The organism is Shewanella sp. MMG014 (genome assembly GCF_018100775.1).
Taxonomy (GTDB): domain Bacteria; phylum Pseudomonadota; class Gammaproteobacteria; order Enterobacterales; family Shewanellaceae; genus Shewanella; species Shewanella japonica.
Window position 1 is genome coordinate 62,319 of record NZ_JAGJDZ010000013.1, and the last position, 23,711, is coordinate 86,029.

Annotated in this window: 20 protein-coding genes; 15 read left to right on the top strand and 5 right to left on the bottom strand. The window is 40.5% G+C overall.

Annotated features, from left to right (window positions below):
- Positions 1-203 precede the first annotated feature (203 nt).
- From J8L86_RS18185 to J8L86_RS18235, 11 genes are all read left to right on the top strand, one after another.
- Positions 204-1,040: an SDR family oxidoreductase gene (locus J8L86_RS18185; RefSeq protein WP_082972486.1), complete on the top strand. Its 837-nt coding sequence runs from the start codon at positions 204-206 to the stop codon at positions 1,038-1,040.
- A gap of 118 nt (positions 1,041-1,158) precedes the next feature.
- Positions 1,159-1,392, top strand: a complete 234-nt coding sequence (locus tag J8L86_RS18190) for an RNA-binding S4 domain-containing protein (RefSeq protein WP_055024696.1) — start codon at positions 1,159-1,161, stop codon at positions 1,390-1,392.
- A 10-nt stretch (positions 1,393-1,402) separates the two neighbouring features.
- Positions 1,403-1,795, top strand: a complete 393-nt coding sequence (locus tag J8L86_RS18195) for a ribonuclease E inhibitor RraB (protein ID WP_065110594.1) — start codon at positions 1,403-1,405, stop codon at positions 1,793-1,795.
- 237 nt (positions 1,796-2,032) lie between these two features.
- On the top strand, positions 2,033-4,018 hold the full coding sequence (locus J8L86_RS18200) for an NERD domain-containing protein kinase family protein (RefSeq protein WP_055024694.1): 1,986 nt from the start codon (positions 2,033-2,035) through the stop codon (positions 4,016-4,018).
- A gap of 78 nt (positions 4,019-4,096) precedes the next feature.
- Entirely contained in the window at positions 4,097-4,561 is a 465-nt protein-coding gene (locus J8L86_RS18205) for a GNAT family N-acetyltransferase (protein WP_055024693.1), read from the top strand.
- A 103-nt stretch (positions 4,562-4,664) separates the two neighbouring features.
- A complete protein-coding gene (locus J8L86_RS18210; RefSeq protein ID WP_211031235.1) occupies positions 4,665-5,582 on the top strand; it encodes a M14 family metallocarboxypeptidase in 918 nt (305 codons plus the stop codon).
- Between the two features lie 438 nt (positions 5,583-6,020).
- Positions 6,021-7,400, top strand: a complete 1,380-nt coding sequence (locus J8L86_RS18215) for a DASS family sodium-coupled anion symporter (RefSeq protein WP_055024691.1) — start codon at positions 6,021-6,023, stop codon at positions 7,398-7,400.
- 204 nt (positions 7,401-7,604) lie between these two features.
- On the top strand, positions 7,605-8,366 hold the full coding sequence (locus J8L86_RS18220; RefSeq protein ID WP_055024690.1) for a TSUP family transporter: 762 nt from the start codon (positions 7,605-7,607) through the stop codon (positions 8,364-8,366).
- A gap of 78 nt (positions 8,367-8,444) precedes the next feature.
- Entirely contained in the window at positions 8,445-9,704 is a 1,260-nt protein-coding gene (sbcD, locus tag J8L86_RS18225) for an exonuclease subunit SbcD (protein WP_211031236.1), read from the top strand.
- Positions 9,704-13,417 carry an AAA family ATPase gene (locus J8L86_RS18230; protein WP_211031237.1) on the top strand — a complete coding sequence of 1,238 codons (3,714 nt, stop codon included), beginning with the start codon at positions 9,704-9,706 and terminating at the stop codon, positions 13,415-13,417. The genes sbcD and J8L86_RS18230 overlap by 1 nt, the downstream gene beginning before the upstream one ends.
- Before the next feature lie 411 nt (positions 13,418-13,828).
- The gene (locus tag J8L86_RS18235; protein ID WP_065110589.1) at positions 13,829-15,118 is read left to right on the top strand and encodes a peptidoglycan DD-metalloendopeptidase family protein; all 1,290 of its coding nucleotides are present in this window, start codon (positions 13,829-13,831) and stop codon (positions 15,116-15,118) included.
- 71 nt (positions 15,119-15,189) lie between these two features.
- Here J8L86_RS18235 and J8L86_RS18240 read toward each other — a convergent pair whose 3' ends face one another.
- From J8L86_RS18240 to J8L86_RS18255, 4 genes are all read right to left on the bottom strand, one after another.
- Complete coding sequence (locus J8L86_RS18240) at positions 15,190-15,624, bottom strand: HNH endonuclease signature motif containing protein (RefSeq protein WP_211031238.1); 435 nt, start codon at positions 15,622-15,624, stop codon at positions 15,190-15,192.
- 33 nt (positions 15,625-15,657) lie between these two features.
- Positions 15,658-16,257 carry a YgjP-like metallopeptidase domain-containing protein gene (locus J8L86_RS18245; RefSeq protein ID WP_082972494.1) on the bottom strand — a complete coding sequence of 200 codons (600 nt, stop codon included), beginning with the start codon at positions 16,255-16,257 and terminating at the stop codon, positions 15,658-15,660.
- Between the two features lie 160 nt (positions 16,258-16,417).
- Complete coding sequence (locus tag J8L86_RS18250) at positions 16,418-16,855, bottom strand: DUF3010 family protein (RefSeq protein WP_055024685.1); 438 nt, start codon at positions 16,853-16,855, stop codon at positions 16,418-16,420.
- A gap of 79 nt (positions 16,856-16,934) precedes the next feature.
- Positions 16,935-18,320, bottom strand: a complete 1,386-nt coding sequence (locus J8L86_RS18255; RefSeq protein ID WP_055024684.1) for a DEAD/DEAH box helicase — start codon at positions 18,318-18,320, stop codon at positions 16,935-16,937.
- A 132-nt stretch (positions 18,321-18,452) separates the two neighbouring features.
- Here J8L86_RS18255 and rssA point away from each other — a divergent pair, with 132 nt between their 5' ends.
- The 3 genes from rssA to nrdG all read left to right on the top strand — a co-directional run bounded on the left by rssA (position 18,453) and on the right by nrdG (position 22,444).
- Positions 18,453-19,424, top strand: coding sequence for a patatin-like phospholipase RssA (gene rssA, locus J8L86_RS18260; RefSeq protein WP_065110588.1), 972 nt, complete (start codon positions 18,453-18,455; stop codon positions 19,422-19,424).
- A gap of 210 nt (positions 19,425-19,634) precedes the next feature.
- The gene (gene nrdD / locus J8L86_RS18265) at positions 19,635-21,755 is read left to right on the top strand and encodes an anaerobic ribonucleoside-triphosphate reductase (RefSeq protein ID WP_211031239.1); all 2,121 of its coding nucleotides are present in this window, start codon (positions 19,635-19,637) and stop codon (positions 21,753-21,755) included.
- A 206-nt stretch (positions 21,756-21,961) separates the two neighbouring features.
- Positions 21,962-22,444 carry an anaerobic ribonucleoside-triphosphate reductase-activating protein gene (gene nrdG / locus J8L86_RS18270; RefSeq protein ID WP_065110587.1) on the top strand — a complete coding sequence of 161 codons (483 nt, stop codon included), beginning with the start codon at positions 21,962-21,964 and terminating at the stop codon, positions 22,442-22,444.
- A gap of 9 nt (positions 22,445-22,453) precedes the next feature.
- Here nrdG and J8L86_RS21300 read toward each other — a convergent pair whose 3' ends face one another.
- Entirely contained in the window at positions 22,454-23,071 is a 618-nt protein-coding gene (locus tag J8L86_RS21300; protein ID WP_211031240.1) for a prepilin-type N-terminal cleavage/methylation domain-containing protein, read from the bottom strand.
- A 266-nt stretch (positions 23,072-23,337) separates the two neighbouring features.
- Between J8L86_RS21300 and J8L86_RS18280 the strand changes: the two genes are divergently transcribed.
- Entirely contained in the window at positions 23,338-23,694 is a 357-nt protein-coding gene (locus J8L86_RS18280) for a YibL family ribosome-associated protein (RefSeq protein ID WP_055024679.1), read from the top strand.
- The last annotated feature ends 17 nt before the right edge of the window (positions 23,695-23,711 follow it).

The following is a 23,711-nucleotide window of genomic DNA, read 5'->3' on the forward strand; positions in this document are numbered from 1 at the left end:
AAATTTATTCAGTAACTGCAGTACCCCCATCACTCAACAGGTAATTCATCGTCAAAACCGAAACTGAGTAAGCCCTAATAGGATTGTTTTAACATTGCATAAATTGTTGAAAGCCCTGTTCAATATTACTAAACACGCTTTATACTCGCTCATTCTATAAGTTAATCTCCCACCTAAGAATCATTGAATACGGAAGTGAAAGTATGAACGATATTGCGATTGTTGGTTGCGGCTGGTTCGGATTACCTCTGGCAAAACTACTTGTCGAGCAAGGCTTTAATGTTTCAGGAACAAAGCGGACTGCTGAAGGATGTGCGTCGCTGTTATCGCATAAAATTAATCCTTTTGAACTCGATTTAAGTACCATCAATGATAATGAACTCGAGTCAAAGGCAATGACGTATGCGGGGCTTTTCGATGCAGACATGTTAATTGTGAATATTCCGCCGGGACTCAGACGTGGAGAAAGTGAGTACCTGACGCATGTTGAGCGATTAATGTCATTGATTGGTGATCGTCAATACCAGCGAGTAATCTTTATTAGTACCACTGGGGTTTATCCTGCCATTGATAAAAATATGACAGAAAATGATGCACAGGTTTATGATGATAAAAGTGCCATATTACTTAAGGCTGAATCGCAATTTACCGCTATGAACAACAGCTGTATTCTTCGTTTCTCTGGTTTAATTGGTCCCAAAAGGCATCCTGGTAAGTTCTTTGCTGGTAGAGAGAATATTGCAGGGGGTAATGTTGCGGTAAACCTAGTTCACCTTGATGATTGTATTCAAGCGGTGACGTCAATTGTGAAGGCAACAAGCGCTCACCAAGCTGTTAGTGAGACCTATAACCTTGCCGCGCCTAAGCATCCGACTCGCAGCGAATTTTATCGGTATGCTGCTAAGCATTTGGGGTTAGCCGAGCCAAGCTTTAATGACGATAAACAACCCAGCAAAGTGATTGTTGGTGATTTAATTTGCCAGCAACTCGCATTTAACTATATTCACAGCGACCCGATGTTGATGCTAGATGCATGCTAAGGCTTTAATGAAGACAAGCAACGCAGTAAGCTTGCATGATTCAATGCGTTTTAAGATTGGTATTAATCCCTGATCAGGTATAATACGCAGTATATTTATGATTAAAGGCCAATATTGAATGAGCAGCGACGTTGCAGAGTTTCCACTATTGAGTGGCGATGAGTTTGTAGAGTTATATAAAGTATTAAAAGTACAAGGTTTAGTAGATGGTGGTGGCGCAGCTAAGCACGTTATCTCTGAGGGTCTTGTAAAAGTAAACAACGACGTTGATACCCGCAAACGCAAGAAGTGTGTGGTTGGAGACGTAATCGAGTTTAATGGTGAACGTATTAAAATCGTTGCCAGCGTATAAGGATACAATCATGCAATTCCCTGATGATGATAATGGTAAAATGCTTGCGGCGATGGCCGAATCAGGTATTGATTTAAGCGTTGCACTAGATGTTGATTTCTTTTTGATTTTTGATGATCAACGTGATGCTGAATCAGCGCTTGAAGCGTTAACGCAAACAGATCTAAAAGGTGAGCTTGAGCTTAACTTTAGTGAAGAGATTGAAAAGTGGGAGCTGATTGTTTGTTTGAATATGGTTCCAGCATATGAAACTTTAGTCGCAAAAGAAATTGAACTAAATGATTTTGCTCAAGAGTTTGATGGCATGACAGATGGTTGGGGCGTGATGCAACACCAAGAGGGTGATGACGAATTTGCTGACGATGACCATGAATGTGATGATAACTGCTCGCATTCTCACTAGTCAGACATCACGTTAACGCTGTTAGCTCGATGAGCTCGCATTCATTGCTAATTATGGCTTGCTAAACCTAGATGAACTATGTCTTATCTCAGTGAGTAGTAAGCAAGAATAATATGATGTAATGACTGTTAATATTATGAAAACAAAAACCACCTTTAAGGTGGTTTTTTTGTGCCTTTCTATTATAGGATGTAGCCACATGCAGAAATAATAATTATTAGTGGAGTCGCATTCTCAATGGCAAGACATATTAGCTTTGGTACCCCAGTTAACGACGCCGAACGTTGGGCATTCTCTTTATTATCAGACGAACTTCCTGAAGATTATTTACTTCTCACAAACGTTGAAATTCCAACTCATACCGGCCAAGCCATGGAAGTTGATGCCTTAGTTGTGGGTGAATTTGGCGTTTATGTTGTCGATGTAAAAGGCTACATCGGTCGATTGAATGCAGGTCTCCATGCTTGGTCACTCGATGGACGCCATGTTGATAATAGCTTGTCTAAAGCTAACTATGTTGCTCGAGTCCTTGCGGGTAAGCTTAAAAATAAAATTCCAGTGGGAGTTTACGCTCCTTGGTGTCAAGGCATGGTGTTTGTTACTGGCCGAAAAGGGGAAGAAATTCTGGTCGAAAAAGACACCGGAAAACTAAGTATTTATACCCCAGCGAAGATCATTGAAGCATTGACAAAAGAGTGGGGCTTGACGGCGCCTCATATCCACCCTGTAACTGAAACGCAAAAAGAAATGGTGTTGGATACGATTGGCCAAGTGGCGTTAGTTGAGCAGCGTAATAATAAGATCCAAGATTTTATTAAGCTTAAATGTCTCTTTTTACAACAAGGTTTAGAGGTTTGGCAATCTGAGTACAATCCAGGTGGTTGGACAGCCCCTTGGCTGTTAAAAATTCTCGTGACAAGCCAGTTTGAGCACAGCATTGATGCAACTAACCATGAGCAAAAACTGAGAGATGAATTTAAGCGTATTCAGTCATTATCAGGCTGCAGTTGTGTTCCTTTTTGCGCGCCGTTAATTCAAGATGGTGAGCAAGTTGTGCTACCGATAAGAATGCCACGTGGTGTGCCGCTTAATATTTTTGAAGTAGATAAACAAACCACCTATCAATTACTTGAAATTCTAAGACGCAGCGTGACAGGGCTTCAACAGATCCATCGTCGAGGTTATACCATCGGTGGCTGGGCCGACAATTGTATCTTTATCTCAGAAGATGCTGATGTTGAATTTATTGATATTAAAGATTCACTAAACACCAGCGAAGATATTAAAGCCTATGCGCAAGCGTTTTTATCTTTAGCTGAAAAAACACTGCAACCTCGAATTTACCAATGGTACCGCGCTGCAGCCAATGGCAGTACGATAGATTTAGATGCCATTCGCTGTGATTTATCGGCGTTAATTGACTTGGGTGTATGTGATACCCTGCCGCAGAAGGTCGAAATAGAAAAAGGTGCTGTTATTGACCATCACTATCGGTTAGATCATTTTATCTCGGCCACTTCACGTAGTCAGTTGTGGCGAGCATTGCATATCCAAGGTAACTACCCTTGCTGTGTCAGTGTCTATCAAGATGTTGACAATCAATGGCACACGTTAAGTAATATGTATCGTAGTTTAGCGAAGATTTATCATCCTCATGTAGAACGAGTATTAGCGTTTGGACAGTTACCTCAATCTGATGACTTGTTTATCGCACGTGATTGGGTTCAGGGTGTTGGACTTGATGAAGTGCAAACTATCGAGGTAGGCCAACCTAGATTATGGTTTGTGCAACTATTAACTGCGCTGCAATATTTACATAGTCTAGATATACACCATGGAGCCATTTGCCCTAAAAACATCATTTGTCGTGATGAAAAAGCCACATTAGTGAACTTTGGTATTGGTTCTGATATTGCGGCAACTCATTATGCCGCGCAATATGCCGATCCGACACTTTGGTCGGTTGAAGGTGATGCAGAAAAAGACTTGTACGGTTTAGTGGCAAGTTTTATTGATGCGATGGCACCTGAGTCGATTAAACAGGGCTCTTCTGCTGATGCGATGCTGCGAGCACTAGAGCAATATGATAAGCAATGGCTTGGTGAAGCATTTTACGATGCTTGCTATAAAATTTTAAAATTTGAAATGCGCATAGTGCCTAATGTGAGTTACGCTAAGCAATTAGGTCTTGATGAACAAGAGCTTGAAAATTCAGGCTTATAAACAGTATTTTACAAGGGCGCAATTAAGGATGTTTGCACCCAATACTTGCTTTACCAGCAATAATAAATGAGGGAAATAATGATAATAAACCGTGTCACAATGTCAGACATTGACGATATCTTGCCGCTCTTTTCGCAATATATGTTTTTTTATGGTGTTGAGTTACCAAAAAATCAATATATCGAGTATTTAACCGCGCGTTTGCGTGAGCAAGAAGCTTTCATTTTTGCAGCGTACGACGAAGCAAGTAATCCCGTTGGTTTCGTATTAAATTATCAAAGCTTTTCAACAGTTGAGCTAGGTAAGATTTTGGTGCTTAACGATTTGTTCGTTGATCCTGACGCTCGAAATCAAGGCGTTGCCAATCGATTAATTCAGTGCTCTATTGAGTTAGCAAGAGGCCTGAATGCAGTAAGAGTGGATTTAGGGACTGCAAAGGTTAACTTTCCTGCCCAATCGGTTTATGAAAAAATAGGCTTTGTTAAAGACACGCGATTTTTCTCTTACAGTTTATCTATTAACGACCATCAAGCTGTTTGTTAAGCTGCATTCGGTAATAAACCTGTTGGCATTAACGGATTATCTCAATCAGCAGGTTTACGCTTTTTACTGAGTAAAAAATAATAAATATAAAAGTAGGTCCTATATGCAACAAAGCGAAATGTATCACATTGGCCGTGAGGGTCAGAAGTGGACTGATGAAGATAAGCAGCAATGGTTTTCGCTGCAACAAATTAAACGCAGTTATCAGCAAGAGGTTGTGAGAAAAATAGAAGCATTAGCAACGTCTTTTACTGTTACTCAATATGGTGCGCTATCGTACGATGAAGCTAAATACCCTTTATTTCTTATCAAAGATGAGTGGGATGCCAATAAGCCTGTTGTGCTTGTGACTGGTGGCGTTCATGGCTATGAAACCAGTGGTGTTCAAGGGGCGATTCGTTTTGTCGAAACTAAAGCTAAAGCCTACGCAGAACATTTCAATTTAGTCATAGCACCATGTGTTAGCCCATGGGGTTATGAGACGATCAACCGTTGGAACCCTAACGCAGTCGATCCTAATCGCTCATTTTACCCTAATAGCCCAGCTGAAGAGTCTGCTTCATTGCTTAACGCTGTGTCAGATTTAGGTGTCGATTTTCTTGCTCATATTGATCTGCATGAAACCACAGATACTGATAATTCAGAATTTAGACCTGCACTTGCCGCTAGAGAAGGCAAAGTGAATCATAACTGGAATATTCCAGATGGTTTTTATTTAGTTGGTGATTCTGAAAACCCACAGGATGAATTTCAAACAGCGATTATAAAAGGCGTTGCTGCAGTGACGCACATCGCGCCTGCAGATGATGATGGCAAATTGATTGGTGTTGAATTGTCACAGTTTGGAGTGATTAACTATCCGTGCAGTGAACTTGGCTTATGTGCAGGGTTAACCCAAGCTCAATACAAAACCACGACCGAAGTTTATCCGGACAGTCCGCTATCAGATGACGAAAATTGTATTTTGGCTCAAGTGGCGGCGATTTGCAGTGGTTTAGATTATTTGCTGGCAAAGCGTTAGCAACATAAGCTGCTTGTTTATTGGCTAGCTAGCCAGTTGATATCACCAGCTTTTCGTTTTTAAAGATAAAACCTACCTATTGGTAGGTTTTTTTATGGTGTTTTACGGTGATGCTGTGGCGATCTTGATCACGGAATCCGCCATAAGCATGCACTAAGCAGACTGTGATTTTTTTTGTTAGACACTGATCACACTTTTGGTTGCTCATAAACATTCTTTTTTAAGCGGTCTAGAACATAAAATGCGATAAATGAAACTTTATTACCACACATCGCTCATGGTTATTGTTCGTCGTAATCACAAAAAAGGTATTTGGTGAGCTGTTTGTCACACTGTTAACTTGTTAGGGTGTAATTAATTAACCATAAAACAAAGCTTTATCTTCTTTATGAGTGTGATTTACATTGTCCACATTAAAAAATAAGGGAGGGCGCTTTAATGGAAAACATACCCAATAAGTCACCGACAGAAGTGACTAATAAACGACATTTTATTATTTTGTTTAGCAACATCGCACTATTTGCGTTGTTGTATAACTTTCTGCCATTTGAACAAGGCATTAATACAGGGCTATCACTGCTTATTTTTGCTGCGATTTTGTGGCTGACTGAAGCGATTCATATCAGTATTACGGCGATATTAATTCCTATTTTGGCCGTGTTCTTGGGCGTATTTGATACCCAAACAGCAATGAGCAACTTTGCTAACCCTATTATTTATTTGTTCTTTGGTGGCTTTGTATTAGCGGCAGCATTAAATCATCAGGGTATTGATCGTTTAATTGCCCAAAAAGTGTTGTTGTTCTCTAAAGGTAAGTTAGGTATCGCGTGTCTATTGTTGTTTGTGGTTACTGCAGTATTATCGATGTGGATCAGTAACACTGCCACCGCAGCCATGATGCTACCTCTAGCGCTTGGTATATTGCATCAATTAGATTTTAAAGAGCATAAAACCACTTATTTGTTTGTTTTACTTGGCATTGCTTATTCAGCAAACATTGGCGGTATTGGTACATTAGTCGGCAGCCCGCCAAATGCTATTGCGGCAGCGCAAGTTGGTTTAACGTTTAGTGACTGGTTAGCGTTTGGGTTACCGACAGTCGCGTTAATGCTACCTGCGATGCTGGTGGCGTTATATATCTTTCTGAAACCTGATTTATCAGCAAGGTGCGAACTGAAAGCTGAAGATACGTCACTTTCATTAAGTGGCAAGCTGACCTTAGTGATATTTCTTGCGACGGTTTGTTGTTGGATATTCAGTAAGCCGATTTCTCAGGCCTTAGGTGGAATTAGCAAATTCGACACGATTGTCGCTTTAGGTGCTGTCGTGGTGCTTGCAAGCTTAAAACTGGTTGATTGGAAGAAAATTGAATCAACGACAGATTGGGGCGTACTGATTTTATTCGGAGGTGGGTTAACCTTGAGTGCGGTGCTTAAAGCAACAGGCACCAGTGTATTCTTAGCACATTTTGTGACTGATATTTTCGGTAACGCGCACATGGCATTGTTTATTATTGCGGTGATTGCCTTTGTGGTCATGCTGACAGAGTTCGCCAGTAATACCGCAAGCGCCGCGTTATTAGTTCCAGTTTTTGCCGCAATTGCAGAACCATTAGGCTTGTCACCTGTAATGATTTCGGTGGTGATTGGTATAGCGGCTTCTTGTGCGTTTATGTTGCCTGTAGCAACTCCGCCTAACGCGATTGTGTTTGGTTCGGGCTATATTAAACAATCAGAAATGATGAGAGCAGGAGTCATTATTAACTTTATCAGTATGTTTGTGCTCTTTATGATCACTAACTTCTTTTGGGGTTTTTAAGCCATAGACAAAAATAGCGTTAACCAAAAAGCAGCTTAGGCTGCTTTTTTGCTATTTGCAGTTTAATTAACCGCCAAAAATGTTAATGAATTCTTGCAATTAGTTTTGTAAATTTACCTATTTTACGTTTGTAACAGATAGCTTTTGAATTTTGTATTTAAAGCAGGTCTAATGGCCTATTAATAATAATTTAAGATCAATTTCATGTTCGAACTCACCCTACAGATCGCAGTCATTTTATTCTTTGTTGCCATTTTAGCAGGCTTTATTGATGCCATTGCTGGTGGCGGTGGTTTACTGACTATTCCTGCATTAATGTGGGCAGGTTTACCTCCTGCAGCGGCGCTTGGTACCAACAAACTACAAGCCTGTGGTGGTAGTTTTTTTGCCAGTTTGTATTTTATACGCAAAGGCATGGTTGATTTAAAGCAAGCTAAGTTGTCTATCGTCTGTGCTTTTGCTGGCGCAGCAGTGGGAACTATCATAGTTCAAATGATTGATGTGTCCGTGCTTGAGTTAGTCTTACCATTTTTGATTCTGGCTATCGGTTGTTATTTTCTATTTTCTAAAAAAATATCCGAAAACGATAAACAGCAAGTATTAACACCGACTGTATTCGCTTTTACAGCAGCGTTAGGGGTAGGGTTTTATGATGGTTTCTTTGGGCCTGGAACGGGCAGTTTTTTTGCATTAGCATTTGTTTCGTTAGCGGGCTATGGCCTTGCTAAAGCAACTGCTCACGCCAAAATCCTAAACTTTGCTACCAACATTTCATCATTGATTTTCTTCTTGATTGGTGGTCAAGTTGCGATTGTACTTGGTCTGATTATGTTGGTAGGCCAAGCCATAGGGGCAACGTTAGGCTCACGACTTGTGATGACGAAAGGGGTAAAAATTATTAAACCTTTAGTGGTTACTATGTCATTTTTGATGAGCTTTAAGTTACTGTGGTCTCAATACGGTTAGGCGTATCCTAACACTAAGGTATTCGCTTTCAGGTATATCCTGTTACTACACATTCAACAGTTATTGAAATAGGTCTTCATGCGCATTATTCACACTTCAGATTGGCACCTTGGGCAAAATTTTTATGGTAAAAGTCGCGCACATGAACATCAATTATTTATGCAGTGGTTGCTTGAGCAGATTGGTGAACATGATGTCGATGCGCTAATTGTAGCGGGTGATATTTTTGATACTGGCACACCACCAAGTTATGCCCGCAGTTTATATAATCAGTTTATTGTCGATATACAAAAAACTGGCTGCCAGCTTATTGTATTAGGCGGTAATCACGACTCAGTGGCAACACTTGGCGAATCAAAACAATTATTGGCTTGTCTCAATGCAAGTGTTATCCCCGGCGCGTTAGATGATGTTCGTGAACATGTATTGTTAGTGAAGGATAAAAGCCTGCAAGCTTGTGCCATTGTTTGCGCCTTACCTTATTTGCGCCCTAGAGATATGGTATTAAGTCAATCAGGTGAATCTAGCTCAGATAAACAGCGCAAACTAGGTAACGAAATTGCTGCGCTTTATCAATCCTGCTTTGAATACGCACAAACATTGAATAGTGAACAATCACAAGCTTTACCTATCATTGCGACCGGCCACCTCACCACAGTTGGGGCAAGTACGAGTGAATCTGTACGAGATATCTATATCGGCAGTTTAGATGCGTTTAATGCATCGTTATTCCCTGCAGCCGATTATATTGCGCTTGGGCACATTCATCGACCTCAAAAAATCGCCAAAACGGAGCATATTCGTTATAGCGGTTCTCCGATCCCTTTAAGTTTTGATGAACTTGCAGGTCAAAAGAGTGTGTTTTTAGTGGATTTTGACAAGGATAAATTAGCTCAGGTTACACCACTTGAAGTGCCTCGCTTTCAACCTATGGCAAATATTAAAGGTAGCTTGACTGAAATTGAGCAGCAATTGTCTGAGTTTTCGCTAACACCAACAGATGGTTGTCATCAGGATATTGAGTTAACTTGGCTTAGCATTGAGGTGGCGCAACAAGACTTCTTGAGTGATTTACAAACACGTATTGCGGATATTACCGAGCCTTTAGCGGTTGAAGTCCTGCAATTAAAGCGTGCAAGGCAGCAACGTCATCAACAAATTGAGCAACTTGAAAATGAAACGTTATCAGAGTTGTCCGTGAATGATGTATTTGAGCGACGTTTAGCACAAGAGGACTTTACTGAGGCTGAGCAACAACTGCGGCTTAAAAGAGTGAAGTCACAGTTTGCCCTAGTGGTATCTCAAGTTGCCGAGCAATCAACGCTGGAGGATAAATAATGAAAATCCTCAGCCTGAGATTTAAAAATATAAACTCATTAAAAAATGAATGGAAAATTGATTTTACTCAATCGCCATTTAAAGAAAATGGACTGTTTGCGATTACAGGGCCGACAGGTTCGGGTAAAACCACGATTTTAGATGCCATTTGCTTAGCGTTATATCATCGCACCCCCAGATTAAAAGTGATTTCAAAATCCACGAATGAATTGATGACCCGAGGTACCAGTGAGTGTTTAGCGGAGGTTGAGTTTGAAGTGAAAGGGAAAGGTTATCGTGCCTTTTGGAGTCAACGCCGCTCACGTGGTCAAATTGATGGCAATTTACAAGATGCACAGGTGGAATTAGCTGAACTTGATTCTGGTAAAATTATCGCTAGCCAGGTAAAGCAAAAGACCGAGCTAACTGAAGCTATAACCGGATTAGATTTTGCTCGTTTCACCAAGTCGATGATGTTATCGCAAGGTCAGTTTGCCGCATTTTTAAATGCGGATGCTAATGATAGGGCTGAGTTACTCGAAGAGTTAACGGGAACTGAAATTTATGGTCAGATTTCAGAGCAAGTGCATGTTAATTTTACACAAGCGAAACAAGCCTTAAGCTTACTTGAAGCCAAAACTGATAATGTAGAACTGTTATCTGATGTGGATATTGCTGAAAAAAACAAACAGCTAAGCGAAGGTGAGCTGCAATCTGCTAAGTTACAAAGCCTGTTAAATCAGCAACAGCAGCAACTTAATTGGGCAAAACAGCTTGAACAAAACACCGCTAAACTGGCAGAAAGTGAACGTGAACTGGACGTTGCACAAAGCGAATTGACCGCCCAAGCAGAGTCACTCGCTAAACTAGAAGCAAGTGAGCCGGCTCAGATGCTTGCTCCATTATTTGAAAGCTTAACCAAACTCGAACAGCAGCAAACTCAACTGCAAACAGAGCAACTGACACTATCCCAAGCGCAGCAACAGTCGCAATTATACCTTGAAGCCGCTAAGACAGAACATCTAAAACGACAAGAGCACTTTGATTCAGTAAAGCTGCAACACACAGAGTTGCTCACCTTGATTGAGGAGCAAGTTCAACCGCTTGATAATAAAATTGAGCAACTGAATTTTCAATGTGATCAACAGTCGAAAAATAAGCATCAACAAACAATTCAACAGCAAAAAATAACAGCGTCTCAGCTTGAGCTAACTCAAAACTTAAATCAGTTAAATCAATCACTTTCAGATAATGACAAAGTGATTGCTCTGTATCCTCAAGGGCAATTAATTCAAAGCAATATTGCAGCTTGGCAGCAGCAAGCAATTAATTTGTCAGGATTACAGCTGAAAAAAAATGAATTATCGCAGTTAATTTCAACGCTATCTCAGCAAGACATGTTTAACCAACAGCAGTTGGTGCAGCAAAATGAGACTTTAGCGTCACTTAACGCTGAATTACAGACAAAGCAGTTAGCATTAACACATAGTGAGCAGCAATTAACTCAGTGTTTAGGTACAAGTTCAGAAGCGGATTTACAAGCTCAGTACCAAAATTTGATTGAACAGCAAGTCTCCCGTACTAGATTACAGCAGTTACAAGTTGCACATACTGACTTAGTGACGCAAAGTCATAACACGACTAATGAAAATCAGCATTTTGCTGCGCAGATCTCTGCGATTGCTCAAGAATTACAGCAAGTACGTAGTGCTTGGAGTGAAAAAAATCAGCAGGTTAAAGATTTACAAATGCTGCTTAAACAAGAGCAGCAAATCGTTAATTTAACCCAAGAGCGAGCTAAACTCATTCAAGGTGAGCCTTGTGCCTTGTGTGGTTCCAAAGAGCACCCTTTAGTTGAGCATTACCAAGCGCTTGATGTTTCTGATACCGAGGTACGCTTTGAAGCCAAGTCCGCAGAACTTGAATCAATTAAGCGTCAAGGTGAGCAATTAAAGCTGCAGCAAAGTAAGTTACAGCATCAACTTGAACTGTGCGCAGATAAACAATCGATGTTACATCAGCAGATTCAAGATTGTTTGGTTGAGTACCAGCAATTAGCTGAGCAATTATCTAAGCCAGAACTGATCGCCACAAAAGCTGAAATTGATAGCGCACTATTGACTCATTTTGTTGAACAATCAGCTAGTCGCCAACAGTATTTGCATCAGCAATTAACTGATATTCGAGAACTTACTCAGGTTAAACAATCCTGTGCTGAGCAATACCAGCAAACACTGACTTTACTAGAGCAGCAGCAACATCAATTACAACTTTTTACTCAGCAGCAGCAAAATCAGCAACAGCAATTAACTGAGTCAAAGCAGCAGCTTAGCCAAATACAGCAAAACATTACTGAGCTCGAATCTAGCTGTCAGCAACAATTTTCTCAAGCTGGATTAGCTTTAAATGACTTTTCACAACTGGAAACCTGGTTAGCAGATTTACAAACCGATGTCGGTCAATGGGCTGTGGCAGTTGAGCAGCAAGGAAAATTAACTCAGCAGCAACAGTTATTAATGCAACAAGCTCAAACACTCACTCAGCAGCAGGATGAGTTATTTCAGCAAATATCACAACTCGATGAGTTATTGCAGAAAACGGATCTTGAGTTTACGAGTGTAAAGCAGCAACGATTCGCTGTTTTTGGCGATAAACAAATCAGTCAAGAAAAGCAGCGTAGTCAGCAAGCGTTGCAGCAATCAGAGTTACAATTCACTCAGCAGGCTCAAGTGCAAAGCAAGCTACAGCAGGAGTTCGATAAACTCGCTGCACAAGAGCAAGCCGTCACACAGCAGCTAGAACGCACAGTCAATGAAGTATCCGAAGCTAGAAACACTTTTACCTTGGCTTTATCAACCAGTCCATTTGGTGATCAAACTGAATTTGAACAAGCATTGATGCCTGTAGCGCAAAGACAAGCACTACAGCAACTTAAGCAAGGGCTAGATACTCGTATTTTGAAAGCTAGTACGGTTGTTGAGCAAACAAGGGCTCAACAGGCTGAGTTAGTTAAGCTGGGTGATGAATCTGAATATCATCAGGCAGATATTGCTGATGTTGCCATCATGCATGAGCAAACAGAAGCCCGTCTTTCAGCCATGAAAGAGCAGGTTTGGCAGTTAAAACACTTATTAAGTGAAGATGAGAAAAAGCGCACCACTCAACAAACCTTGGTGGCTGAGCTTACTCAAGCTAAACAGGACTTTGATGATATAGCTTATTTACACTCATTGATTGGATCGCAAAAGGGTGACAAATTCCGTAAGTTTGCTCAGGGACTCACTCTTGATCACCTTGTGGTGTTGGCGAATCGACAATTAGATAGGCTACAAGGTCGTTATTTATTAGAAAGAAAACAATCAGAAGCACTCGAGCTACAGGTACTGGATACTTGGCAGGGTGATGCTGTGCGTGATACGCGTACTTTGTCTGGCGGTGAAAGCTTTCTTGTAAGTCTTGCACTTGCGTTGGCATTATCGGATTTAGTCAGCCATAAAACCAGCATTGACTCGTTATTTTTAGATGAAGGTTTTGGTACACTTGATAGTCAAACACTAGATACTGCCCTTGATGCGCTCGATAACCTGAATGCTTCTGGCAAAATGATTGGGGTTATCAGTCATATTGAAGCGATGAAAGAGCGGATAAGTGTGCAAATTAAAGTAAATAAGATGAATGGCCTTGGGGTGAGTCGATTACAGGCTGACTATAAGTTCGATTCAGCTGAGACATAATTTGTAGCTCAAGCCCGATTTATTATGACAATTGATTAGCTATTACGGCGAAAGCAAATCTCTCACTTACTGAAATATTCGTGCTGATTTCAGTAAGTTGAGGGTAATAATTCTACCTAGATTTCATTAATCGTCATTAAATATGCACGACTTATGCAGTCTTGATATGGTTGCAAACTTCTAGTAACAGTCCCTTCCCATGCCATTTACTTTCGCTTTAGAAGTGTTCATTTGAACTGTGCAGAGTTCAAATTTATGCAGTTCAAACGACAGTTTATATTTTTATTCGTCACTATTTTTGATATAACAGTTCGCTAATATATCTTCTAGTGCTTAAGTACCCATTTTTAATATTCTATCGGTTTAGCTAAAAGGTATTATTTTTTATTCAGTATTAAGGCGGATGCAAGATTGCTTTCAGCAAATAAAAGCAGGGGCCAAGCTCGATTTAATAAGGTGCAAGCCTTACCTGCAATACACAGAAAATTATTACTTGCCAGCGTATTCGTAGTGGCAGCAGCTTTGTTGTGGCCAACACCGCAAGAGTTCTCTTCTCAACGCATTCCTGTGGCTTTAGACATTGAATCATTGATCCCGAATTTATCTGATTCTGCACCAATAGATGTTATTGAGCCCGAAAAACCGAGTTTCGAACGTATTATTGAAAATGGCGACACATTAGGTCATTTATTCGAGCTTGCGGGCATTGGTCAGCAAACCATGTATAAAGTGCTTGAAGCTGATTTGAATGTACTTGCGTTAGATACCTTAGCAGTAGGTAATCGGATACAATTTTTTCAAGATGAGCAGCAACAACTGACTAAGTTAGAACTGTATTTTAATCCTGCTTATCAAGTTGTTTTTACTCGTTTTGACGATGGTAGTTTTAGTGTTGAAGAAATCAATATCGAAGGTATTTGGCAAAATAGGATTATTAGTGGTGAAATCAATGGCTCATTTTACCTCTCCGCTCAACGTGCGGGGTTAAATGCTCGTGAAATTCAAACCATTGAAAACCTATTGTCGAGCAAATTAGACTTCTCTCGTGATCTGCGTGCAGGAGACACCTTTAATGTACTAATGAATGATCAATACATCGAAGGTGAGTCAACAGGTGCGACACAGTTACAAGCTGTAAGAATTAACACTCGTCGTAATAATGTGAATGCGTTTCAGAACGTGGATGGAAATTATTATGATGAACGTGGACAAGGGTTAGCGAGTGCTTTCCAACGTATTCCATTAGAGCGTCAATACCGTTTATCTTCCCGCTTCAATCCGACGCGTAAACACCCAGTGACTGGACGTGTTTCGCCTCATAACGGTACAGACTTTGCCACCCCAATTGGAACTCGAGTCGTCGCTCCAGGTGATGGTGTTGTGTCTATGGTCACCAATCATAGATTTGCTGGAAAATATATCGTTATCGAGCATGATAACAATGTGAGAACTCGCTACTTACATTTATCTAAGTTTCTTGTGCGCAAAGGCCAGCGGGTTAAACGTGGTCAAGTTATTGGTTTAACAGGCAATACAGGTCGAGTGACAGGGCCTCATTTACATTATGAGTTTCACGTGAACGGTCGACCAGCCGATCCAATGCGAGTGAGCATTGTTGAAGCATCGGTACTGCCAAAAAATCAAATGGACCAATTTAAACAATTGGTCAGCAGTAAAAAAATGATGATGGATCTAGGTTAATCTTTACAGGATTAAGACCTCTGTATTAATCCAATATAAACCACTTTTAATTCGATATTAAAAGTGGTTTTTTATGTTCTCCAGTCTGTTTCAAACCTGTCGGATTTACCTGTATTACAGTGCTCGCAAAGAATTTGTAGGTTGTTTATGTCTAATTCGAGTTCTGGATGCTTTGATCGAGGTTTGATGTGGTCTACATGCATAATGACATTATGCTCAGGAGAGCGGCCGCAACAGGCACATTTATTTCCGTATCGCTCAAAAGCCTCAGCTTTTAAGTCATTCCATTTTTTGCTGTTATAAAACGAAAGTATTTTGGGTTCATCAAATGGTATCAGTTCCCACTCATGGTATTCAGTTGGGGAAATGTCAGGCCCCATTAACCCTACAGAATACCCCTGTTGGCTATGTATTTTTAACCAGGAACGGATAGACTTTAGTGCAGCCTTTTCTGATTTATACTGCTTGGTTCTGCGCCCTTCACCTCTATAGGTTGCTACATACATGATAACGCTCCAATACTTTATTAATTAATTAGATTAATACGGTGACTTGCCTAACTCAATACATGTCAATAATAATCGTAAATCTAACTCAAGTTGGTGATAATCCGCTGTCATATATTCACAGAGTTGGTAAAAGGCTTTGTTGTGCTCTTTTTCTCTTAGGTGTGCAAGTTCATGCACGACCACCATTCTCAATAATGGCTCAGGGATAAACTTAAGTTTTGATGAAATTCGAATTTCATTTTTAGCTTTAACTTTACTGCCCTGTACACGGTTAGCATAAGTATGAAGGCCTAACGCTTGATGGCTTAAACTGATTTTTTCATCAAAAATGACCTTTGACAAAGGATCTGATTGTTTTAGATAAGCCTGTTTATATCCCATCGCATAGTCATATAACGCTTTATCAGTGCGAATATCATGGATCGTGGGGTAGCGTTTTATTAAAAGCCTGCCGAGGGTATCGTTGGCAATATGTTGTTTAACTTGTTCAATTGTGTTGGCTGAATAGCCTTTGATGTATTTAAGCTGCGCCTGTTGTTGTTGTTTGGCTTTTACATCTTTACTGGTAACTAAGCTTGCCAGGGTATCTCTTGCGGCTGCCACTTTTGCAGAACTTACCTTAACGGGCATTTGGGGAGGTGCTTTTCGAGGCGATTTAGCTGGTTTGTTTGAGCTCATTGAGTTAGCTCGCTTGATAGGGATGAATAGGGTGTTCTAATTATGAAGCCTACCCATTGATAATTAACGTGTTTGTTAAGTTAACAGGTAGGCTCGCAAATTTGTCTAGAGTTTAGACTTTACCGTACATACGACGATTTTGCTGTGCGTAAGCGGCTTCAAATGCTGGTAGCTGAACACGCTTTAGACCTAAAGTATCTAAATCTGCTTGAGGCGGGTTACGCTTAAGCTCTTCTTTGATAATAACAGGGCTAATTATGCCAACAGGCAAGTCAGTGATTTGAATAGCGGTTTCGAGTTTAAAACTGGTCGCAGAGCCGGCAAACTTACCTTTTTGCTCACGTTCAATGATGACAATTTCATCTACTTTGTAATCTTCCATTAATTTGTGGAAAGCAAAGTGAAACTCACGGATTGATTCTGTTTCAGCTGATTTTGAAATGCTGAAAGAAATTTGACGACACTCAGGTACGTTGAATGTTTCCACTTCGTAAGTTAATAAGCTAATGATGGCTTCGCCACCTTTTAATTCCACACCACAAATTTTCATGTTTCACCTTACTGTTAATCTGGTTTAAATCTTTATCATGCCGATTTACTGTTAAAACAGCATGATGTTTTAATGAGGTTTACTCTTCGCCAAGCTCGTGTTCATTGTCTTCAACAATGCTGTTGTCGTTTTCAACAATTTTGGCTGGCTTGGCTTTACGACGCATTGGCGCATCACCAATATCGACGCCAGTAATAAAGCGTTTATCGCGTTTAGGTGCAATTTTAGGCTTTTTAGCCGTGTTACGCTTTTTATTGGCAGCTTTAGGGTCATTGGCCTTGGTATTTTTGTTACCCGTTTTTGGCTTATCTTTTAACCCTTTAAATTTTCCTTCAAGACCTTCTATGGTCGAAAAGTCGAAATTCTTGCGTAAAAATACTTGGATTTTCTTAAAGCTGTCCCAGTCTTTAGGACCGACTAAAGAAATCGCATCACCTTTTGCGCCTGCTCGACCTGTACGGCCAATGCGATGGACGTATTCTTCGGCAAATTTAGGCATGTCAAAGTTAATCACTAATGACACGTTTAATAAATCTAGGCCACGAGAGGCGACATCCGTTGTAACTAATATTTTCTGCTGACCACGGCTAAATTTGTCCATGATCTGATTACGAGCTGATTGGTTTAAGTCACCACTTAATGCGGCAGTTTCTAATCCTTGCTCAGCAAGTAATTTAGCTAATCGGTCGGTATCAGCACGCGTCGCTGTAAATATGATGACCTGTTTATGCTGCTCGGTTTTGAGAATGTGCTGCAATAGGGCTTGCTTGTGATCTAAGTGGTCAACTAAATACACACGTTGCTGAATGTCTTTATGCTCGTTATGAGATGCCCCAATGGCGACATGGCTCGGCGTTTTAAGTAATGTGGCAGCAATATCATTAATATGGTCATGATCTAACGTGGCTGAAAACATTAATGTTTGTCGACGTTTGTGATCAGCAGCTTCGTTAATGGCTTTTAATTGCGGCGCAAAACCTAAATCAAGCATTCGGTCGGCTTCATCAAGAATAAGGAGCTCTAAGCCATTTAAGTAAAGATGACGTTGCTCTAAGTGATCAGCGATACGTCCGGGTGTAGCCACAATAAAGTGAGGGTCACGAGATAAGGATTTAGCTTGATCATTAAAGTTTTCCCCTCCTAAAATACTCACCGCTTTATACTGGGTATTTGCCACTAATAAACGTAATTGACCGTATACTTGCTGAGCCAATTCCCTTGTAGGTAGTAATATCAACACACGAGGGTCTTTTTTAGAAAGCGCTTTTGTTGAAATAACACGCTGAAGTGCGGGTAACAAAAACGCCAAGGTTTTACCTGAACCGGTTTTTGAAGATGCCATTAAATCTTTACCTGCTAAGGCAATTGGCAGGGCTTGCTGCTGAATTTCGGTTGGCTCAGAAATGCCCATATGCTTTAGACTTTCAAGTAAGCGTTTGTCTAAAGAAAAATCGGTAAATAACAAAGGTAAATCCCCTAAAAAATGATAGCCAGATATTATAACGTGTATGCTAGGCGATAGCCAACAGCTAAAGGCTCAGTTATGCTGAGTTTATAAGATTAATTGAGTCAAATTAAGCGACAAGGGATGTAAAAGATGTCGGAGCATGAAAATGAGCCTGCGGTGAATAAACCATTAAGAGTCGGTGTGGCACTGGGTAGTGGCGCAGCTAAAGGTTGGGCCCATATCGGTGTGTTGAAAGAACTGGCTGAAATGGGAATACATCCAGATAAAATTGCAGGATGTTCAGTTGGTGCATTGGTAGGTGCAGCGTATGCCAATGATCATCTTGATGAGCTAGAAGCGTGGGTGCGTGGTTTTTCCAGTTGGGATGTTTTAGGTCTGATGGATTTAAGCTGGCGTAAAGGCGGGCTGATAAGCGGTGAAAAAGTTTTTGATGTGCTGGCTGGCCGAATTGGTGAGCTAAAAATTGAACAACTGAAAAAACCATTCTCAGCGGTGGCAACTGATTTATACTCCGGACAAGAAATTTGGTTTAAAGAAGGGGATTTACGACACGCTGTTAGAGCATCATGTTCAATGCCAGGGTTTTTACCACCTGTTCAACTAGAAGACAGATGGCTAGTCGACGGCGCTGTGGTGAATCCTGTTCCAGTATCAATGTGTCGTGCGATGGGAGTTGATGTGGTCATTGCTGTTGATTTAAACGGCCATCGCCGTAACAGTATGCATATGTTGCCACAACAGATGAAAAGCCGTGCTCCTACAGCGTTAGAAAAACAACAACAAGAAGCCAAAGAGCCAGACTCTGCTTTTATGGATATTCTGGGTAAAGGTAAAGAGTACATTGCTAGCTTTTCAGAGAAGTTTTCGATGTCGACTAAATCCCATCCAGGCATGATTGCAGTGATGTCTCAGTCAATGGATATTCTAGAGCAGCGCCATAAACGTGCCAGACTGATGGGCGATCCACCTGATGTTTGCTTAGTTCCTCAGCTTGCTGATATAGGCACCATGGAGTTTCATCGTGCGGCAGAAGCCATTGAAGCTGGCAGGCAGTCTGTGCGTCAAACTGCTCATTTAATCAACTCTGCTTTAGGGCGATAACGTTTTTCAATTACTCGGTCAAGCTCTGTTTTGCCAAATAGTGCAGAGCTTGGCAGTAATATTTTTCATTTCACTTCTCCTCATCAAACTATGATCCAGATCATAGATTTCTAGTCTTCGTTATAGCTTAATGCACCATATCTAGTGTTTATTGGTTTTTTGTTGTGGATATATAGTGTTTATATCCTGTGCATAAATGGAGTAAAAGTAATGCCTGTAGTAATTAAAAGGGACGGTTGTCGGACTGTATTTGATGAGTCTAGAATTAGGGATGCCATCGTTGCTGCTATGGCGACGGCTACAGGTCATGCTGATGTTGATTACGCTGCTACCATTGCGGGTGTAATCCGAAATCAAGTCGCGAATGAAGAAGAAGTACAAATTCACCATTTACAAGATTTAGTGGAAAATCTATTAATGGAAGGGCCTCATAAAGAGGTTGCACGTCATTATATTGAATACCGTCACGATCGTGATATTTGCCGTGAAGCAAAAAGTAAACTTAACTGTGAAATTCGTGGGTTAGTTGAGCAAAGTGATAGCTCAATTTTGAACGAAAATGCCAATAAAGACGCTAAAGTTATTCCTACACAACGCGACTTACTCGCGGGTATTGTAGCCAAGCATTATGCTAAATCACACTTGTTACCAAAAGACATTGTAGCTGCTCATGAATCGGGTCAACTGCATTATCATGATTTAGATTATGCGCCTTTCTTCCCGATGTTTAACTGCATGTTAATTGATTTAGCAGGCATGATGACCCATGGCTTTAAAATGGGTAATGCCGAAATTGATACACCAAAATCAATTTCAACTGCCACAGCGGTCACTGCGCAGATTATTGCCCAAGTTGCTAGCCATATTTATGGCGGCACAACGATTAACCGTATCGATGAAGTGTTAGCGGAATTTGTGCAAAAGAGTTACCAGAAACAACTGGTGATTGGTAAAGAGTGGGGCGTGAGCGATGTGGAAGCATTTGCTATGGCGCAAACTGAAAAAGAATGTCATGACGCATTCCAGTCTTTAGAATATGAAGTGAACACTCTGCACACTGCTAATGGTCAGACTCCGTTTGTGACGTTTGGTTTTGGTCTAGGTACCAGCTGGGAGTCACGCTTAATTCAAAAATCAATTCTAACAGTACGTATGGCAGGCCTTGGTAAAAACCGTAAAACCGCGGTGTTCCCAAAACTTGTATTTGCTATTCGTGATGGCGTTAACCATAAAGCGGCTGACAGTAATTACGATATTAAAAAGTTGGCTTTAGAATGTGCCACGATGCGCATGTACCCTGATATTTTAAATTACGAGCAAGTTGAACGTGTTACTGGTTCGTTTAAAACGCCAATGGGCTGTCGCTCTTTCTTAGGTAAATATGAAGAGAATGGCGAGTTAATTCATGAAGGCCGTAATAATTTAGGTGTGGTTAGCCTTAACTTACCTAGAATCGCAATCGAAGCTAAAGGCGATGAAAAAGCCTTCTTTGCATTACTTGATGAGAGAATGACTTTAGCGCGTAAAGCGTTAGATACTCGTATTGCTCGTCTTGTCGGTGTTAAAGCCCGCGTAGCGCCAATCTTATATATGGAAGGCGCATGTGGTGTTCGTTTAAAAGCTGATGATGATATTTCGGAAATCTTCAAAAATGGTCGTGCGTCTATTTCATTAGGTTATATCGGACTTCATGAGACAATTAATGCTCTTTACGGCACAGAAGAGCATGTATTTGATAGTGAGCTACTACGTACTAAAGCCGTTGAAATTATTAATGTCATGAAGCGTGCCACGGAGTCGTGGAAGGCTGAAACAGGTTATGGCTTTAGTTTATATAGCACGCCAAGCGAAAACCTATGCAGCCGTTTTTGCCAGTTGGATGCTAAACAGTTTGGTGTGGTTGAAGGTGTGACTGATAAAGGCTACTACACCAATAGTTTCCATTTAGATGTGGAAAAGAAAGTAAACCCATACGATAAAATTGACTTTGAATTGCCATATCCTGAGCTAACAAACGGTGGATTTATTTGTTATGGCGAGTTCCCTAATATGCAACATAACGTTGAAGCATTAGAAAACGTTTGGGATTACAGCTATAGCCGAGTGCCATACTACGGTACCAATACACCTATTGATGAATGTTATGATTGCGGCTTTGTTGGTGAGTTTAACTGTACAAGTAAAGGCTTTGTCTGTCCTAAATGTGGCAACCATGAGCCAAGTAGAGTGTCAGTAACTCGTCGAGTATGTGGTTACTTAGGTAGCCCAGACGCCAGACCGTTTAACCATGGTAAGCAAGAAGAAGTAAAACGCCGCGTTAAACACATCTAGTACTCGTTCTATGTCATATCAAAAACAATAAGGCGCTGAATAGCGCCTTATCTTTTGAGTGGCTAAAGTCTTAAAAGGTCGAGATCAAATAAGGCGAGTTGAAATAGGACTACTAGGAAAAAGTCACTAAGTGCTAGATATGGTATTAAACAGCATATTTTAAGACAGTTGACTACAGTGCATTAGCTTTTTAAAGGGTTAAAGTTATGAATTTTCATCAGTATTACCCAGTCGATGTGGTAAATGGACCTGGTACGCGTTGTACCTTATTCGTAGCTGGATGTGAGCACCAATGTCGTGGCTGTTATAACCAATCAACTTGGGATCCACGCTCAGGTAATGAATTTACTCACGCGATGGAAGATCAAGTGATTGCAGATTTACAAGATACACGGATTAAACGTCGTGGTTTGTCTTTATCTGGTGGTGATCCTTTATTTGCGGATAATTTGCCAGCCATGTTAGCGCTAGTAAAAAGAGTGAAGCGTGAGTGCCCAGATAAAGATATCTGGTTGTGGAGTGGCTACCAATTAGCGGAAATGTCTTTAAAGCAGCAACAAGTACTAGCTTACGTCGATGTGTTAATTGATGGCAAATTTGAGCAAGATCTTGCCGACCCAAGCCTTAAATGGAAAGGTAGCGCTAATCAAGTGGTTCACGATTTGAGCCAGTTGATTGTGCTAAGTTAATCGGCATATTTAACAACCGGTAATCGTTTCACCGATAATGACATTATTGTCTGTTCTGTCAAATACATAGTAAGCAAAGCATTGGTCACTTACGCTGTAAGAAGGGTAATAAACTGCGACAGAGTTACCGGGGATATAGGCAACTCCAATGCTAGTGGGGCCACTGGAGCCTTCAAATAGCATGAAGCAAAAATCACTATTGGTAACACATTCTTTATCAGGTTGATTCTGGCCTTCATTTTGTAAGCTCGCATCAAGTAAATACGTCAATGCATCTTGATTATATAACCAAGGATGGCCAAATATGGTTTGGACAAATTCACCTGTTTCTAAATAAAATCCACCTTGGCTGTCAGTAGAGCTTGAACTACTATTTCGATCATTTTTCTCGATTCCTAATATGGCAGACTTGGCAAATACTAATTCATCAAAGCCTTCAAAAGCGGCAGATACACCTTGTATTCCTGATGCGTGAGCTTCATCAGCAACGGATAAAAACCTCGGTGCAGCAATAACAGCAATGATCCCCAATATAATGATGACCACAACTAATTCTATTAAAGTAAAACCTGCTTGATGCTGGGTTTGATTAGATAGATTTTGATGTAAATTATTATTGTTATGCATATTAAAGAATATCCCTAAAGGAAAATTGAGTCCGTTAATCACTTGGCCACAGATCCATCAGGCTCAATTAATGATAGTGCATTTAACACCTTATTGAACTTAAAGGTCAATTTAGCTGCAGTAATGCACAAAATTATGCACTGTAACAAGTTTTGAAGTTAGCTTATTCAGCCGCTTTAGGTATATAATTTGCGTTCGAAAAAGTGTTGTTCGATAACAAAACAACTTTTTGCTATCGATAGCATGAAAGAATTTAAGGTAAAGAAATGAATTTAAAACAAGAACTGCAAACACTAAATGATAAAGCAGAGAAGTTTCGTCGTAAGCTTGCTGCCGCTGAAGCTCGTGAAGACAAAGCCGTTATCATGCAGTTTAAGAAAGAAATTGCGACAGTGACTAAACGTATTGCCAGTTTGAAAAATCAGCAGTCTCGTTTATTGAACAAGCAAGGCCAAGATATCAAAGGTTTGAAATTTAGCCGTGAGCTCACCAAAGCTGAACAAGCTGACATGGGTAAATTAAAAAAATCGGTAAAAGGTCTAGTGGTTGTTCATCCTATGACGGCTGTAGGCCGTGAAATGAATATCAAAGTTGTTACTGGTTTTGCTCCTGCAAAATTCTAATCCAGTATTCGAAGTTT